12 protein-coding genes are annotated in these 15575 nt (G+C 31.1%); 4 read left to right on the forward strand and 8 right to left on the reverse strand.

Features of this window, described 5'->3' with window-relative positions; all coding sequences use genetic code 11:
- Positions 1 to 74: 74 nt before the first annotated feature.
- The 4 genes from DFR78_RS12105 to DFR78_RS01880 all read right to left on the reverse strand — a co-directional run bounded on the left by DFR78_RS12105 (position 75) and on the right by DFR78_RS01880 (position 5363).
- On the reverse strand, positions 75 to 758 hold the full coding sequence (locus tag DFR78_RS12105) for a transposase (protein ID WP_369834878.1): 684 nt from the start codon (positions 756 to 758) through the stop codon (positions 75 to 77).
- The gene (locus tag DFR78_RS12110) at positions 752 to 1000 is read right to left on the reverse strand and encodes a hypothetical protein (protein ID WP_233486939.1); all 249 of its coding nucleotides are present in this window, start codon (positions 998 to 1000) and stop codon (positions 752 to 754) included. Before DFR78_RS12110 ends, DFR78_RS12105 begins: the two co-directional genes overlap by 7 nt.
- A 26-nt stretch (positions 1001 to 1026) precedes the next feature.
- Positions 1027 to 1347: a hypothetical protein gene (locus DFR78_RS12115; protein ID WP_233486940.1), complete on the reverse strand. Its 321-nt coding sequence runs from the start codon at positions 1345 to 1347 to the stop codon at positions 1027 to 1029.
- Between the two features lie 215 nt (positions 1348 to 1562).
- The gene (locus DFR78_RS01880) at positions 1563 to 5363 is read right to left on the reverse strand and encodes a phosphoribosylformylglycinamidine synthase (protein ID WP_114457143.1); all 3801 of its coding nucleotides are present in this window, start codon (positions 5361 to 5363) and stop codon (positions 1563 to 1565) included.
- A gap of 164 nt (positions 5364 to 5527) precedes the next feature.
- Between DFR78_RS01880 and DFR78_RS01885 the strand changes: the two genes are divergently transcribed.
- Positions 5528 to 6400 (forward strand): LysR family transcriptional regulator, encoded by an 873-nt coding sequence (locus DFR78_RS01885; protein WP_114457144.1) that lies wholly within the window; start codon positions 5528 to 5530, stop codon positions 6398 to 6400.
- A gap of 96 nt (positions 6401 to 6496) precedes the next feature.
- On the opposite strand, the gene DFR78_RS01890 is transcribed toward DFR78_RS01885, so the two are convergent.
- The 3 genes from DFR78_RS01890 to DFR78_RS01900 are packed head-to-tail and all read right to left on the reverse strand — an operon-like array spanning position 6497 to position 10091.
- Entirely contained in the window at positions 6497 to 8506 is a 2010-nt protein-coding gene (locus tag DFR78_RS01890; protein ID WP_158531689.1) for a methyl-accepting chemotaxis protein, read from the reverse strand.
- Between the two features lie 30 nt (positions 8507 to 8536).
- Positions 8537 to 9124 carry an HD-GYP domain-containing protein gene (locus DFR78_RS01895; protein WP_114457146.1) on the reverse strand — a complete coding sequence of 196 codons (588 nt, stop codon included), beginning with the start codon at positions 9122 to 9124 and terminating at the stop codon, positions 8537 to 8539.
- Entirely contained in the window at positions 9117 to 10091 is a 975-nt protein-coding gene (locus DFR78_RS01900) for a GGDEF domain-containing protein (RefSeq protein ID WP_158531690.1), read from the reverse strand. The genes DFR78_RS01895 and DFR78_RS01900 overlap by 8 nt, the downstream gene beginning before the upstream one ends.
- A gap of 402 nt (positions 10092 to 10493) precedes the next feature.
- On the opposite strand from DFR78_RS01900, the gene hydE reads away from it, so the two are divergent.
- The gene (gene hydE, locus DFR78_RS01905; protein WP_114457148.1) at positions 10494 to 11537 is read left to right on the forward strand and encodes a [FeFe] hydrogenase H-cluster radical SAM maturase HydE; all 1044 of its coding nucleotides are present in this window, start codon (positions 10494 to 10496) and stop codon (positions 11535 to 11537) included.
- A gap of 160 nt (positions 11538 to 11697) precedes the next feature.
- Here hydE and DFR78_RS01910 read toward each other — a convergent pair whose 3' ends face one another.
- A complete protein-coding gene (locus DFR78_RS01910) occupies positions 11698 to 13392 on the reverse strand; it encodes a SulP family inorganic anion transporter (protein ID WP_114457149.1) in 1695 nt (564 codons plus the stop codon).
- Positions 13393 to 13645: 253 nt separating this feature from the next.
- Here DFR78_RS01910 and DFR78_RS01915 point away from each other — a divergent pair, with 253 nt between their 5' ends.
- A complete protein-coding gene (locus DFR78_RS01915) occupies positions 13646 to 14986 on the forward strand; it encodes a phenylacetate--CoA ligase family protein (protein ID WP_114457150.1) in 1341 nt (446 codons plus the stop codon).
- A 153-nt stretch (positions 14987 to 15139) separates the two neighbouring features.
- Positions 15140 to 15571 carry a TetR/AcrR family transcriptional regulator gene (locus DFR78_RS01920; protein WP_158531691.1) on the forward strand — a complete coding sequence of 144 codons (432 nt, stop codon included), beginning with the start codon at positions 15140 to 15142 and terminating at the stop codon, positions 15569 to 15571.
- Positions 15572 to 15575 lie beyond the last annotated feature (4 nt).

Genomic DNA, 15575 nt, shown 5'->3' on the forward strand with positions numbered 1-15575 from the left:
TGGTATTCAATAAGTCAATTTATATTTAGATAGACTTTCCCCATTTTTTAAAATAGCAAAAGCTATTCTTACTGTCACAAGGATAAGAAAAGCCTTAAATGATTTTGTGATCGTTGTTTTTTGTAATAACTCTTTAAAAATGCAGCTATTCCAGTATATGATTTAGACAATATTTCTTTGATTCCATCAGCTAATGCATAATAATCAAACTCTGGAATATCATAGATTCTTTCTGAAACTTTCTTAACTATTATTCTTAGTTTTGTCTTTCGTTTTTTATCTGAAAATAGAGCTAGAAATCCTATGGTTATTGATAAAATTAAGTCCAGATTTCTAATTCTTTTTATTGATCTAACTCTGAAATTTTCTAAATCAAATTTTTGCTTTTTGAATCTAAAATATTCTTCTATTTTCCATCTTTTAATATAATATTTTAAGATTGCCAGAGTAAGTTTTTTGGTCTTGGGTTTTACATTACTAATCAAAAGCATAGGTTTTTTACCTAGACCTCTAATAATTACAAGAGTCAGCTCTTTATCTTTTAAGGCTGGCAATTTAATCGGAGCATAGCTGAATTTTAAGTGTCGTTCTTTATTCTTTTTATTTTTATAATAATAGGCATATTTTCCCTTGTAAAGAGCAGCTACCTTTTCTATATTTATGCTTTTGCCTTTATAGATGACATTGCGATTTCCTTTTGCTCTAATTACAAAATCTTTATTTACTTTAGAAAAATATTCATAGTATTTATTTAGTATTTATTAGCATCATAGCCTCTATCAAGGGCATAGATACCTTTTTTACCAAAGTGTTTTTCTACAAAATTTAGGCCATTAAAGGCTTCAATGTTCTGACTTTTAAAGCCTTTTTCCAGACTTGAATAGATACGAGAATAGATTTCAACAGGTAGTTCTTTATTTTCAGTTAAAGCAGCAATTTCAAAAGTATCATAGCCTTTTTCTGTTTCACCAGTACTGCCATCTCTAACCCTGTCAAGCAATTCTAATTCATGGCTGTGAGGTTTAACTAGATCTGATTTATCGCAACAAAAAACGGTATTGTCATTAATATGAGGCTTAACTTTTTTATATATTCATCAATTAATTTCTCTTGCTCATCAAAGTTTTCAAGATTTCTGGATAATCTTTCAATGGATTTTTTAAGTAGTATATTTTCTTTTTGAGCACGAGAAATCTCACTTAAAAGAACTGATTGAGATTGCAAAAGTCCATAAATCATTTGAGCAATGAATTTAGATTTAGGTTTAGATAATTGTTTAGTAATTATTTTAGAGAAATTAGTTACTTTTCGTTTCATTTCATAGATAAATTTGGTATAATTAGTCACGGTGAAACAACTCCTTTTTGGTGTTTTTTGTTCTGTAAACTAATTATACCAAAAACAGGAGCTTGTTTCACCTTTTTTGCGTAATCTGTGGATAACCTATTTTAAGAGTTTCTCAAGGATGATTTATCCACAATTTTGCCTGTTGATAACTTTGAGTTTTTGCTATTTTAAAAAATGGGGAAACTCCTTATATTTAGAACTCCAGAGTTTCAATATTATTTGAAATAATCTATACCAGCTTTAAATATCTTCTGATCTTTTTGACCTGGGATATTTTTGCAGACACTGCTGCCAATTCGTTCCGAATGAGCCATTTTACCCAGTATTCTCCCATCAGGGCTGCTGATAGCTTCTACTGCCGCCATTGAGCCATTAGGATTAAATTCTATATCCATAGAAGGATTTCCTTCAAAATCAACATACTGGGCAGCAATCTGACCATTTGCTCTTAGTTTTTCTATTAACTTCAGATCAGCTACAAAACGCCCTTCACCATGAGAAACTGGAACAGTATGGATATCTCCAACTTCTACACTGCTGAACCAGGGAGATTTATCAGACGCAATTCTGGTATGGACCATAGTAGAGACATGTCTGCCTATTGTATTAAAGGTCAGTGTTGGAGAGCTATCTGTAAGCTCTCGCATCTCTCCATATGGCAGAAGGCCTAGTTTAATCAGTGCCTGAAAACCATTACATATTCCCAGCATAAGTCCATCTCTTTTATTTAATAATTTCATTACTGCTTCTTTTATAACTGAATTCCGAAAAACAGCAGCTATAAACTTTCCTGAACCATCTGGTTCATCTCCAGCGCTAAAACCACCAGGGAGAGCCACTATCTGTGATTGATTAATTAAATCAGCCATTTTTTTAATAGAATTTTCTATATGTTTCTCATTTAGATTTTTAAATACAAAGGTCTCAACTTTTCCCCCAGCTTCTCTAAATTGTCTTGCTGTATCATATTCGCAATTTGTACCAGGAAAGACCGGTATCAGTACATTAGGGTGAGCAATTTTTATACTTGCCCTCAATTCTTTATCTCTTTTGTATGGTTCAAATTTAAGTGGCTTAATTTTTTCGTCACTTTCTAGTTTATCTTTTTGCTCATGTTTGGGTTGAGTTGGATATATTTTTTCTAGAGGATTTTTCCATGCTTTTAAAACATCTTCAATAGGAATTTCAATCCCATCTATTTTTAAATTTTCTCCTATATCTGTTCTACCAAGTATTTTATAATCATCAAAATAACTATCTAAATCAACTTCTTCTGTGATCTCTATTATGAGTGCACCATATTCTGGTGTAAATAGTTTTTCTTTTTTTTCTATCTGCTCTAAATTAAAAACAATTTTATTACCAAAGCTCATTTTGCTCAAAGCCTCTGCAATTCCTCCCAGAGTGACAGCAGAAGCTGAAAGGATTTTGTCATCATCAATCAAAGCTTTAACATTTTTATAATTATTTTTTAATTTTTCTATATCAGGCAGCTCATCTTTTTTCCTATCAACAGGTAAATATACAATCCTGCTTCCTTCCTCTTTAAACTCAGCTGATATAATTTTATTGGCATCAGCTGTACAGACTGCAAAAGAAACCAAAGTAGGAGGTACATCCATATCTTTAAATGTTCCTGACATACTATCTTTACCACCAACTGCAGGTAATCCGAATCTCTTCTGTGCAAAATATGCCCCAAGTAATGCACTAAAAGGTTTTCCCCAGCGCTCTGGATTATCATAGAGGCGTTCAAAATACTCCTGAAAAGTAAATCTAATGTTTCTATAGTCACCACCTGCAGCAGTAATTTTTGCAATTGATTCTATCACAGCATATAATGCCCCATGAAAAGGACTCCAGGTTGTCAATTTAGGATTATACCCATAGCTCATTATAGTAGCTGTATTTGTTTCACCTTTTATGAGCGGTATTTTAGCTGCCATAGATTGAGAAGGTGTCAGCTGATATTTACCTCCAAAAGGCATCAGGACAGTTCCAGCCCCAACTGTACTATCAAATTTTTCTATTAAGCCTTTTTTGCTGGCCACATTTATATCAGATAAATTTTTAAGCCATTTTTCTTTTAAATTTTCTGTGCCTTTTAATCTTTTATTTATACTATTTTTAAAATAATTTTTATCTGCTGCTGGTTCTTTAACTTTCACTCTGCTTTTCTGTGAAGCACCATGTGTATTTAGAAAAGCTCTGCTTAAATCAACAATATTATCATTATTCCACTTCATTATTAATCGTCTGTTGTCTTTTACCTCTGCTACAACTGCTGCTTCAAGATTTTCTGCTTCAGCAAGTTTTATAAACTCTTTAACATCATCTTTATCTACTACAACTGCCATTCTCTCCTGTGATTCTGAAATGGCAAGCTCTGTTCCATCAAGCCCTTCATATTTTTTGGGCACTTTATTTAAATCTATTTCAAGAGAATCTGCTAATTCACCAATGGCTACAGAAACTCCTCCTGCTCCAAAATCATTACAGACTTTCATCTTTCGACTTGCTTCAGGATTTCTAAATAATCTCTGTATTTTTCTTTCAGTGGGAGGATTACCCTTCTGTACTTCCGCACTGCTTTCTTCTATAGAATCTTCTGTATGAACTTTTGATGAACCTGTGGCTCCACCACAGCCATCTCTTCCAGTTTTCCCCCCAAGTAAAATTATCTTGTCTCCATTTTCTGCACTACCTCTTACTACATTTTCTTTAGGGGCTGCAGAAATTACCGCGCCTATTTCCATATGTTTGGCAATATATTTTTCATCATATATTTCGTCTACTATACCTGTAGCAAGTCCTATCTGATTTCCATAAGAACTATATCCCTCTGCTGCTTCCTGTACAATCTTCTTTTGAGGCAGTTTACCGTTTAATGTTTTTTCTACTGGAGTTCTTGGATCACCTGCTCCTGTAACACGCATTGCCTGATAAACATAAGAACGCCCTGACAGAGGATCTCTAATAGCTCCTCCCAGACAGGTTGCAGCTCCACCAAATGGTTCAATTTCGGTCGGATGATTATGTGTTTCATTTTTGAACATGACTAACCAGTCTTCTTCTTTTCCATCAACATCAACTTTAACCTCTATACTTGCAGCATTAACCTCATCTGAAATCTCCAAATCTTCAAGTTTCCCTTCTGCTCTCAGTTCTTTTCCTGCCAGCAGAGCAATATCCATTAAAGAAATATCTTTTTCTTTTCCAGCATATATTTTTTGTCTTCCAGCCAGATACTCCCTATAGGCTTTTTCTATTTCTTGAGTAAATTCATTTTTTTCTATTTCGACATCTTCAATTTCGGTCAAAAAAGTTGTATGACGGCAGTGGTCTGACCAGTAAGTATCAAGAACTCTAATTTCAGTTATAGTTGGATTTCTACTTTCTTCCTCCCTAAAATATATTTGAATATGTTTTAAATCTTCTATGCTCATGGCAAGTCCTAATTTATCGATCATTTTATTTAATTCTTTTTCATCTTTATTAATAAATTCATCAATTATATCTACTTTTTCTGGCAGATGATAATCTATTTTAAGTTTATCGGGTTTTTCTAATTTTGCTTCTCTAGAATCAACCGGATTTATATAATATTCCTTTATTTTTTCGATTTCCTTATCAGAGATATCTCCTTTTAAGATAAAAACCTGAGCTGTTCTTACCTGAGGCTTTTCTCTGCTGTTTAGAATCTGTATACATTGTTCTGCTGAATCGGCTCTCTGGTCATATTGCCCGGGGAGATATTCTACTGCAAAGATCTTTTCATCTTTTTTGATCTCTAGTTTATCATAATATAGATTATCAACAGGTGCTTCTGCCAGAATTATTTTACAGGCATCTTTAAAAGCTGAGTCAGAAATATTTGTAATATCATATCTATTTAAAATCCGTAAATCTTCTAGTTTATTAAGTAATAAACTTTCTTTAAAATCACTTAAAATATTTTCTACTTCTATATTATAGTCATCTTTTTTTTCCACATAAACTCTCTTGATTTCTGACATTTTTTAATCTCCTTTTTTGCATTATTATTGGATTTTTATTACTATCTTTAAAAATTTGGGTAAAATCCATCCGTGTCAGTCTTTCTTTTCAATTTGATTATATTCTGATATAATTAAGAAGTAAAATTAATAATTCTAATATAATTAATAAGGAGAGGTAATTAATGCTTAATTATGAATTATACAAGGTCTTTTATTTTGTGGCCAAATATTTAAGTTTTTCAAAAGCAGCTTCTAAACTCTATATTTCCCAGTCAGCAGTTAGCCAGAATATAAAATCCCTGGAAAAAGAACTTAATACAGAACTTTTTATACGTTCAACCAAAAATGTTAGTTTAAGTAAATCTGGTAGTTTACTGCTCGAGCATGTTGAGCCGGCATTTAATCTGATAAAAAGTGGAGAAAAAAGCATTAGAGAAATTAATGCTCTTCAAAGAGGAGAACTTCATATTGGAGCAAATGATACAATATCAAAAGATTTTTTGCTGCCACATTTAAATAAATTTCATAAACTCTATCCTAATATACACCTGCTTATCACAAATAGAACTTCAAGTACATGTATAGAGCTTCTTAAACAAAATACTGTTGATTTAATAATCAGTAATCTTCCCAATGATAAAGTAACATCCAGTATGAAGGTTAAAGAAATTTACAGTTTTAATGATATTTTTATAGGTGGAAAAGAATATAATGAACTAAATAAAAAGACAATAAATCTTAAAAAATTAAGCAGTTATCCTCTTCTTATGCTGGAAGAGAAAACAACTACTCGCAAATTTTTAGAAAAATACTTAAATAAATATGGAATAGAAATTGAGGCTAAAATTGAGTTGGGAAGTGTTGACCTCTTGATAGAAATGGCTAAAATCGGACTCGGTATAGCATATGTGCCTGATTATTCTCTGGACCTTAAAAAAGAAGGCCTTTTCAAATTGGATATTAAAGAAAAAATTGCAAAAAGAAAATTAGCCGTAATCAGAAATAAAAATATTCCACTTACAAATGCAGCCGAAAAATTTATTGAGCTTTTCTAACCCTGACCTTTATTTTAAAAATTAAAGGTTCATTAAAGGTTCTCCCACAAAAAGGGTATTTGCGTCTCTAACTCATTTTTCGGTCAATTTAATTTTTTAAACACTTTTGACCAATTTTTTTAATTTTTCTACTATATTTATCAGGCTTTCTGACTGTTGATCAATATCTTTTATTTCATTAAGCTGGTCTTCACTTCTTTCCTGTGCTTCTGATGATAAATCAGCATTTTTCTGTGAGATTCTAGATATATCTTCCATTGTCTCAAGTATATCCTTTACTGCTTCATCTGCATCTGCTGCCGATTGATAGGATTTATCTATAACATTATTTACTTTTTTAAGTGAATTATTAATCTCTAAATAATTTTTGCTATTTGTTTCTACTCTTTCAATTCCCTTATTTAACTCTTTTTTTCCAGAACGCATATTTTCTCCAGCTTTATGTGTTTCAATTTTAATCTTCTCAATTAATTTTGATATTTTCTCTGCGGAATTTCTTGATTCTTCGGAAAGATCGCGAATTTCTTCTGCAACTACAGAAAATCCTCTGCCAGCATTACCAGCCCTGGCAGCTTCTATTGAAGCATTTAAGGCCAATAGATTTGTCTGCTCAGCAATTCCATTTATTATAGATAAAATATTATCTATATCTTCCGATAATGAGACTAAAGATCCTATATCCTGAGAAACTATATCAATTTTTTCTTTAATAATATTCATCTGTTTTTTTACATTCTTTATGCTTTTTTCACCTTTAGCAGTTTTTTCATTCATTAGTACAGAACTATCAGTTAAAGTATCATTGTTTTCCTTAATTTCTTTTATATCATTATTAAGTGAGATAATTTTTTTGTGAACCTCTTCAATATTATTTTCCTGCCTGTCAGCTGCATTTTTGACTTTATCAAAGATTTTTTGATTTGATTGTGTTGATTTCATTAATCCAGAAGTAGCTTTATTAATATTATCAGAAGAAAAACTAACTTGACTGGATAAGTTCTCAATATTATCTATCATCATTTTTATTTTATTAATTAAATCACCAGAGCTTTTTGCTAAATCTGCAATCTCATCTTTTTTATCAAGCTTGAAGTCTAAATCAAAATTTCCCTTTTCTGTCTTCTTCAGCTTATTGTTTAAATCTAAAATTGGAACTATCAAAGTTCTATGTATAAAAATGTAGAGCAGAGTGATCAGTATAATGACTATTATTAACGCACTAATAAATATTATCTTTTTTATTTTATCTATCAGCTGATAGGCCTGAGCAGCAGGAACCTGAGCCATTAAAGCCCCACCAATAGTATCTATTTTTATATGAGAAAGTAGGTACTCTTCTCCATTATACGAAAATAATTCTATATCATCACTTGCAAATAATTGATTCAGATCAAGGTAACTGCTCATATCTAATTTTTTTTCTAATAATTTTTTATTAGTATGTGCTATTACTTTAGCTTTATTATCTATCAAATATACAAAACCATTTTCTCCAATTTTCCATTTTATTACTTCACTTAAATTATCTGGCGACAGATCAGCTCCTATTATTCCAATAAAATTATTTGAATAGTCAAAAACAGGCTTAACTGCTGAGATAGTATTTTTCCCGCCTGTAATATCCAGGTGAGTTGATGTCCAGAAAAATTCTTTTCTGTTTCTTGCTTTCTTCAACCAGTAATTTCTTTGTAAAAAATCATTATTAATATTTTGCTCATTTGATAAAACGGTATATGTACCATCAGTACCTAGAAAAAACATAGCATTAAAATAATTATAATTTTTCATCTCTTCTCTAAATTTTCTTTTAGCAACAAGATCAGGCTGATTGTTAGACCTAATTCCATAATTTTCAGCAACTCTATTTAAAGATTTTTCTGCACCTTGAAAAAACTCTTTTGTTTTATTTTCAATAATTCCTGCAATTTCTAAATTATTATTATGAGTTTCTGCTTTAATTTCACTGCTTATATTTTTTGTGATAATATATCCTAAAGTAAAAAGCGAAAGACAAACAATTATAATAACAACTAAAATTATCTTAAATTTTATACTATGTATTTTTTTATTAAAATTTAATTTTTTTTCAGCAAATTTAATAGTCACCAACTCCTAAATATTTTAACTTAAAATATTTTATTTTGTTGAGATAAGATTAACAAATTTCCTTACTACCAGAGGATCAAATTGAACTCCTGATGATTTTTTAAGCTCTTCTATTATTTTTTTTTTGCTCATAGCTTTTTTGTATTTCCGTCCATATTTCATAACATCATATGCATCAACAACTGATATTATTCTTGCCATTAAGGGGATTTCTTCTTTTTTTAATCCTAAAGGATAGCCTTTACCATTCCACCATTCATGATGAGTTAATATCCCTTCAGCAACATTCATTAAAGTAAATGAGTTATAGGCAATTTGAAAGCCTGCTAAAGGGTGTTCCCTAATCTTCTGCCATTCTTTGCTATCCAGAGAATCATCTTTGTTTAAAATACTTTTCCTAATTATAATTTTACCTACATCATGCAGCTCAGCAAGGAGCAGTAAATCTTTTATTTCTGATGAATTAAATTCAAATATTTTTCCTAATCTATATGCCGGCTCTTTAAGCCTCTGACTGTGAATATATATATCATTATCATTTTCTTTAATTATTTTTTTTAATAAATCTGAATAGCTGTAATTTAGTTTAATATTTTTTATATAATCGAGATTATACATTAATATTTTCTCTCCTGTCTTTTAAAAAATTACTTCCTATTTTTTCTTTTACAAGTTTTTTTATTTCAGCTGCTCTATCACTTACTTCTAAATAATTTTCTATCTTTCTAAACTCATTTGATATGATAGCAATTGAGATAGAAGTTAGCGGTGTATTTACAATTCTTTTTTGCCTATCCAAGCAGGTTATATATCCTTTTTCTATATCACTTTTGTTAAAAAACTGTTTTACATTTTTATCAAATTTTTCAATTACTCTTTCTGCAAATTTTCTATCAGATTCTACATTTGTAATTACTACAAAATCATCACCACCAATATGACCAATAAAACTGTCTGGGGCGATTTCTTTAGCTGTTTTCCTTAATATTGAAGCTGTAAATTTTAAAATCTGATCACCTTTTTGATATCCATAATTATCATTGTAAGCTTTAAAATTATCAAGATCTATATACAATAAAGAAAAAATTTCTTTTTCTTTAATTTTTTCTCTCAATTTTAATTCGATCATATAGTTCCCCGGTAATCCAGTGAGTGGATTAGCATTGCGTGCCTCTTTTATCTTTAATTTTGAAACTTCCAGAAGAAGATTTTTAATCGATATTATAGAATGAAAATAATTATCCTTACATACTATTATTGAATCATATATTTTTTCTTGAGGACGATTCATAGCAAGATTTGAAACTCTAAAAACAGAATCATTATAATCTACAATTAATGGATCAGTATCCATAACTTTTGTAATTCTTTTTTTCATATAAAGATTATAGCCAAATTGACTTCCAAGGCGATAAAAAAGATGATCTCTCATAACCAGTCCAACAACAGTTTGATTATCAAGAACCACTATACTCTGAATATTTCTTTCGTTAAAAATACTAACAACTTCTTTTGTCTGAGTTGAACTGCAAACTGTAACACTATTATTCTCTCTGGCGATATCTCCAATAATATGAAGGAACATTATTATACCCCTTTTCTTATTTCTTATTATTACCATACCATTATTTTTTTGCATATTTGTAAAGCAAAAGTTAATTTATTGTAAATTTCAAGATAATTGGAACGAATATAATTAAACTGAGAAAAATCTAAAATAATTTAAAATAAATCTAATTCACAAAAATATTACTCAAACAAAGCCTTTAAACTTGGGTATCCATGCTTAAATATGATATAATTAAAATATCATAAAGCTATATAGCACTGCTGATTTTAAATATCTGATAAAAATGTTTAATTATAAAATGTGTATTATCTGGCTGTATAAGTTGATGAATCAAACTTTGTAATTTTTTCAGAAGTGCTGAAAATCTAGCAGCAGAATAAAATTAAAGTGGAACAAAAAAAAGAAGAGGTGGTTTAGTTGAATCAATTTGAAATAAAAAGGCTGGTTGATAAAGCCTATGATAAGGCAGAATTAAATAAAGAAGAAATCACTTCACTGCTGGCAGCAGATATTAATCAACTTGATTATCTGCTGCAAAAAGCAGATCAGAAGAGAAAAGAAATTTGTGAAGATGAGGTCCATTTACGGGCAATTATTGAGTTTTCAAATTACTGCAGGCGGAACTGTTATTACTGTGGTCTGCGTAAAGACAATCAGCATCTGCAGCGTTATCAGCTGAAAAAAGAAGAAATTATTAAAACTGCTCAGATGGCAGCTGAACTTGGCTATCAGACCGTTGTGCTGCAGTCGGGAGAAGATGAATACCCGACAGCTCAAATTACAGAAATTATTAAAGAAATTAAAAATACAACCGGAATGGCAATTACTTTAAGCCTGGGAGAAAGAGATTTTGCTGCCTATAAACTCTGGCGGGAAGCTGGTGCTGATCGCTATCTTTTAAAACATGAAACTGCAGATCAGCGCCTTTATGAAAAATATCATCCAGGTATGAGTTTTGAAAATAGAATTGAAAGTTTAAAATACTTAAAAAAAATTGGCTATCAGATCGGAAGTGGAGTCATAATTGATCTGCCTGGACAGACTCCTGAAATTTTAGCTGAAGATCTACTTCTTTCACAAAAATTAGAGCTTGATATGATTGGCTCCGGCCCTTTTATTCCACACGAGAAGACACCACTTGCTGAAAGCAAAACAGGTACGGTGGAAATGACTTTAAAATTTACAGCTCTAAGCAGGCTGCTGCTGCCGCTGGCCCATATACCGGCAACAACCGCTCTGGGTACAATTGATGTCGAAGGCAGACAGAAAGCTCTAATGGCAGGTGCTAATGTGGTAATGCCCAATGTAACTGACTCTCAGTATCGGGAAAAATATCAGATTTATCCAGGAAAGATCTGTATTAACGAAGAGGCAGGGGACTGCCGCCAGTGTATTGGAGGAATCATTGCTTCTCTCGGTCGTTTTGTCAGTCAGAATAAAGGACACAGTCTGAGAAAATAAAAATAATTAATAAAATAAAAAATGAAATACGGTTTTAAAAGAAAAAAGCTCCCATTCAGGCTGCAGTTAAATTAACTTTAATAGTGCCGATGGGAGTTTAAGCTGTTTATTTAATTATTCTTTTTTCTCATTTTCCTCATCCTCATCTGTATGTTGATCATTATTTATCATCTTTTGAATTTTCCTCTTCGCCAAATCCTTTATGGCTGAAATCTAGAGCCTTATGGGTTGCTGCAAAATATTCAGATTCCGGCAGATAAATATTGTCTTCACCGACCTTATCGGCCAGTCCAATTTTTCTAAACATCTTAAGAATTCTCTCACTAACCCCGGTCAGCATAACCTCACCACCACTGGACTGGACTTTATCTATAAATTCTTCCAAAACACCAATGATTGTGATATCAATTCTGCTCACATTGCGAAAACGGATAATAAAATCTGTATTAGGTTCAAAAAACTCTTCCAGCTGATTTTTTAGATCATCAGCAGCACTAAAGTGGACAACACCTTTTAAATCAATAACTCTGGCCTGCTGAGCTAAAATTTCGGACTTATCAGCATCATCATGGTTTACATGGTGGAGATGATAACCCTGATCATCATCCTTTTTGTCATAATAGAGCATTTCAATATCAGCTTTTTTGGAGATCTGTAACACAACAACCAGGGAAACCATAACACCAAAATATATTGCCTGGTCAATATTTGGCAGCACAATAGTAGCAATAAAGGTTGTTCCAAAAGTCAAAGCATCGCCTTTGGTAGTTTTTAAATTTTTAATTACTTCTTTAAAATCTAAGATACCTATAGCTGCAGCTATAATGAGACCTGCTAAAACAGAAACTGGAATATAGGCTAAAAGATGTCGGAAAAACAAAATAAAAATTATAATTGATAGGGCACAGAAAAATTGAGAAGCTCTATGTTTGGCTCCTGCACTCAAATTGGCAAAAGTTTTTGCAAAAGAAGAAGAAACAGCAAAACCGCTAAAAAATGGGATTACCATATTTGTAATCCCCTGGCTTCTAAATTCCCTGTCATAATTGGGCTCTTCTCCAGTTTTTAAAGCCAGGGACTGCAGAACAGCCATTGTCTGAATCAGTCCTAATAAAGCGATTGAAAAAGCTTTGGTATAAAGCTGACCGATTAAATTCCAGTCAAAATTTATCAGATTGAAATCAATTAACTTTCTTGGTATTTCACCAACAAGAGGTATAGAACCATTAATACCTGTCAGAGCAGTCAGCAGGGACATAATTACAACAGTTAATAGATATTCGGGCAGAGATTTTTTGATTAAGGGGATTGTATAAATTAAAATCAGAGTTAAAATTCCGACTCCCAGATTAAGGTAATTGAGCTGAGATATATGCTGGATAAACTGCCAGCCTTTGGTGATCACATTGGAACCTGAGACACTGACACCGGTTAAATTTTCAATCTGAGAGAATAAAATCAAAACTGCAGCTCCATGTGAAAGAGCAACAACTACTGGATGAGATACATATTTGATTAATTCACTTAAATTAAAACTAACCAGCAAAAATTGAAAGAGTCCAATTAAAAATGTGGTCAGAAATATTACCTGCAGATAATTTTCACCCTGAAAATTACTTAAACTACTGAAGAGAGCAACTGCCATCATATTAGTAGGGCCTACAATTATATAAGCTGAAAGATTGAAAATAGAAGCAGTTAGCATTGAAAATATAGAAGCATAAAATCCGTAAATTGGATTGATACCTAGAATTAAAGCATAAGCCATATTTTGCGGTAAAGCAATGGTTGCTGTTGTTAACCCGCTCAGCATATCATTTTGGTATTTTTTAAACAATTTTTTTATATTTTGCACGGTTTTTCACCCCGGCTTTTTTGATTTAATTTTATCTGCTTTTAGTTTAACAGGCTCACCAGAAACTTTCAATTGAAAAAAGGATTTTATAATTTAATTTTAGATATGCAAAGAACAGGATAAGTAATTTCTGGATGCCTGAATTACCCGGGTGAACTTGGGAATAATTTATTTTTCTTTTTTGAAAGAATTATAAGTATTTTATAGAATTGCATAAAATTGTATGATATTCTTATTTTAAGGAGAGAATATTATGAGTCTACCAAGAGTGCTGTATTATAAATATAAGCTTGATAAAAATTTAAATAAAAGTCGAAGTGAAATATTAAAACTGAGAGAAAATAAATTTAGAAAGCTGCTGTATTATGCTTATAACAATTCTCCCTTTTATCATGACTTTTATTCAGCCCACGGAATTAAGGAAAAAGACCTGTCAGAGATTAAGCACTCAGATCTTCCAGTTCTTGATAAAAATATAATGATGGAAAATTATGATAAATTAGTAACGGATAAAAATATCAGCTGTGATAAGATTGCTTCTTTTCTTGAAAATTCCCCTTCTCCTGTTAGCAAGTTAAATAATAAATATCATGTTATTCATAGCTCTGGTTCTTCAGGCAAAATTGGATATTTTCTTTATAATTCAAAGGAGTGGGATTTTATCAAAGCTCTTTCTTTGAGATTATTTACTAATTTTGGTCTTAAGAGAAAAAGATATGCTTTTATTGGAGCAGCAGATGGTCATTATGCTGGGGTCAGCCTTTTTTTAAGCCCGGTTAATGCTCTGGAGGAATACTTCTATAAACAGTATCTGGTCATTAATATTAATCATCCTCTAGAAGATTATTGTCAAAAGTTAAATGAATGCCGTCCTCATAATCTTACAGGTTATCCTTTTGGGATCAAGGTTCTAGCTGAAATGCAGAGAGCTGGCAAAATAGATATATCACCAGAGGTAGTAATTTGCGGGGGTGAACCGCTGACAGCAGCAGCCAGGAAATTTATTAAAAGGACCTGGGATACTTCTCTTATTAATTATTATGCTGCCTCAGAGTCCCTGGTGATCGGAGTAAAAAAAGAGGAGTTTAATCATTTATATATTTTTGATGATGCTAATTATATTGAAACTGCGGAAGAGGGCTATTACCTAACAAATCTCTATAATTATACCCAACCACTTATACGATATCGAATGTCTGATTTACTGGTATCGGTAAATGAACGGAAAAATGAAGATAGATGGCCTTTTAACAAGGTAAAAGAAATTATCGGACGCCAGGAGGATATATTATGGTTTAAAAATCAAGCTGGAAAAAAAGAGTTTATTCATCCGATAATATTTGTAGAGTTATATATTAGAGGATTGACTAAATATCAGGTGATACAGACGGGTGAAACTTCCTTTATTTTCAAGGCGGTTATTAAAAAGGAAAGTGAAAATGAAGATGTAATAGTGAAAATAAAAGAAGAATTAACAAAAATACTTCAGAGTAAAAATCTGCAAAATGTTAATTTTAGGATAAAAAAAGTTAAAAATATAGACAGTGCAGGTACTACCGGTAAATTTAAATTGATTAAAAAAGAATTTAAATAAACTCATTAAAACTGCAGTTCGTCCTTTATTTTAAAATTCACAAAAGTTTGACATATTCATTTTCATAATATATAATGAATATAAGTTCATAAAACATTATGAATATGAGTTCATTAAAATAACGTGAATTTTTTAAAGTAGGTGGTGAATGTTTTGCCTAAAATTATCAATAATTTAAGGAATAAAATATATAAAACAGCATCTCAACTATTTTCTGAAAGAGGCTATGCTGATGTTACTATGAAAATTGTTGCTGAAGAAACCGGTATTGCTGTTGGAACATTATATAATTATTATGCTAATAAAGAGGAGTTATTTATAAAAGTTATTGAAGAAAAAATTAATCATAACAAAAAATTTTTTGATAAATATTTAGAAAAAGACAAACTCGATCTGAATGTATTTATTACCCATCTCTATGATGAAATTAACAAATCAAAAGGTATAATAGATGAAATTATTAAAAAAAATATAAATAATAAAGAAGAAAAAATTGTAACCCGGCTGCGATCTGAATTATTAGATATAGTAGATCAGATATTACTACAGATTAAAGAAAAAAAAAGGTATAAAAAAGGGGGCTAAAGCA

The organism is Halanaerobium sp. MA284_MarDTE_T2, from assembly GCF_003337245.1.
GTDB lineage: Bacteria > Bacillota > Halanaerobiia > Halanaerobiales > Halanaerobiaceae > QPJE01.

Bases quoted from the DNA above. Each gene is read 5' to 3' on its own strand.
- DFR78_RS01880 (WP_114457143.1), bottom strand. From the start codon at position 5,363: ATGTCAGAAATCAAGAGAGTTTATGTGGAAAAAAAAGATGACTATAAT.
- DFR78_RS01895 (WP_114457146.1), bottom strand. From the start codon at position 9,124: ATGTATAATCTCGATTATATAAAAAATATTAAACTAAATTACAGCTAT.
- DFR78_RS01885 (WP_114457144.1), top strand. From the start codon at position 5,528: ATGCTTAATTATGAATTATACAAGGTCTTTTATTTTGTGGCCAAATAT.
- DFR78_RS01900 (WP_158531690.1), bottom strand. From the start codon at position 10,091: ATGTTCCTTCATATTATTGGAGATATCGCCAGAGAGAATAATAGTGTT.
- DFR78_RS01915 (WP_114457150.1), top strand. From the start codon at position 13,646: ATGAGTCTACCAAGAGTGCTGTATTATAAATATAAGCTTGATAAAAAT.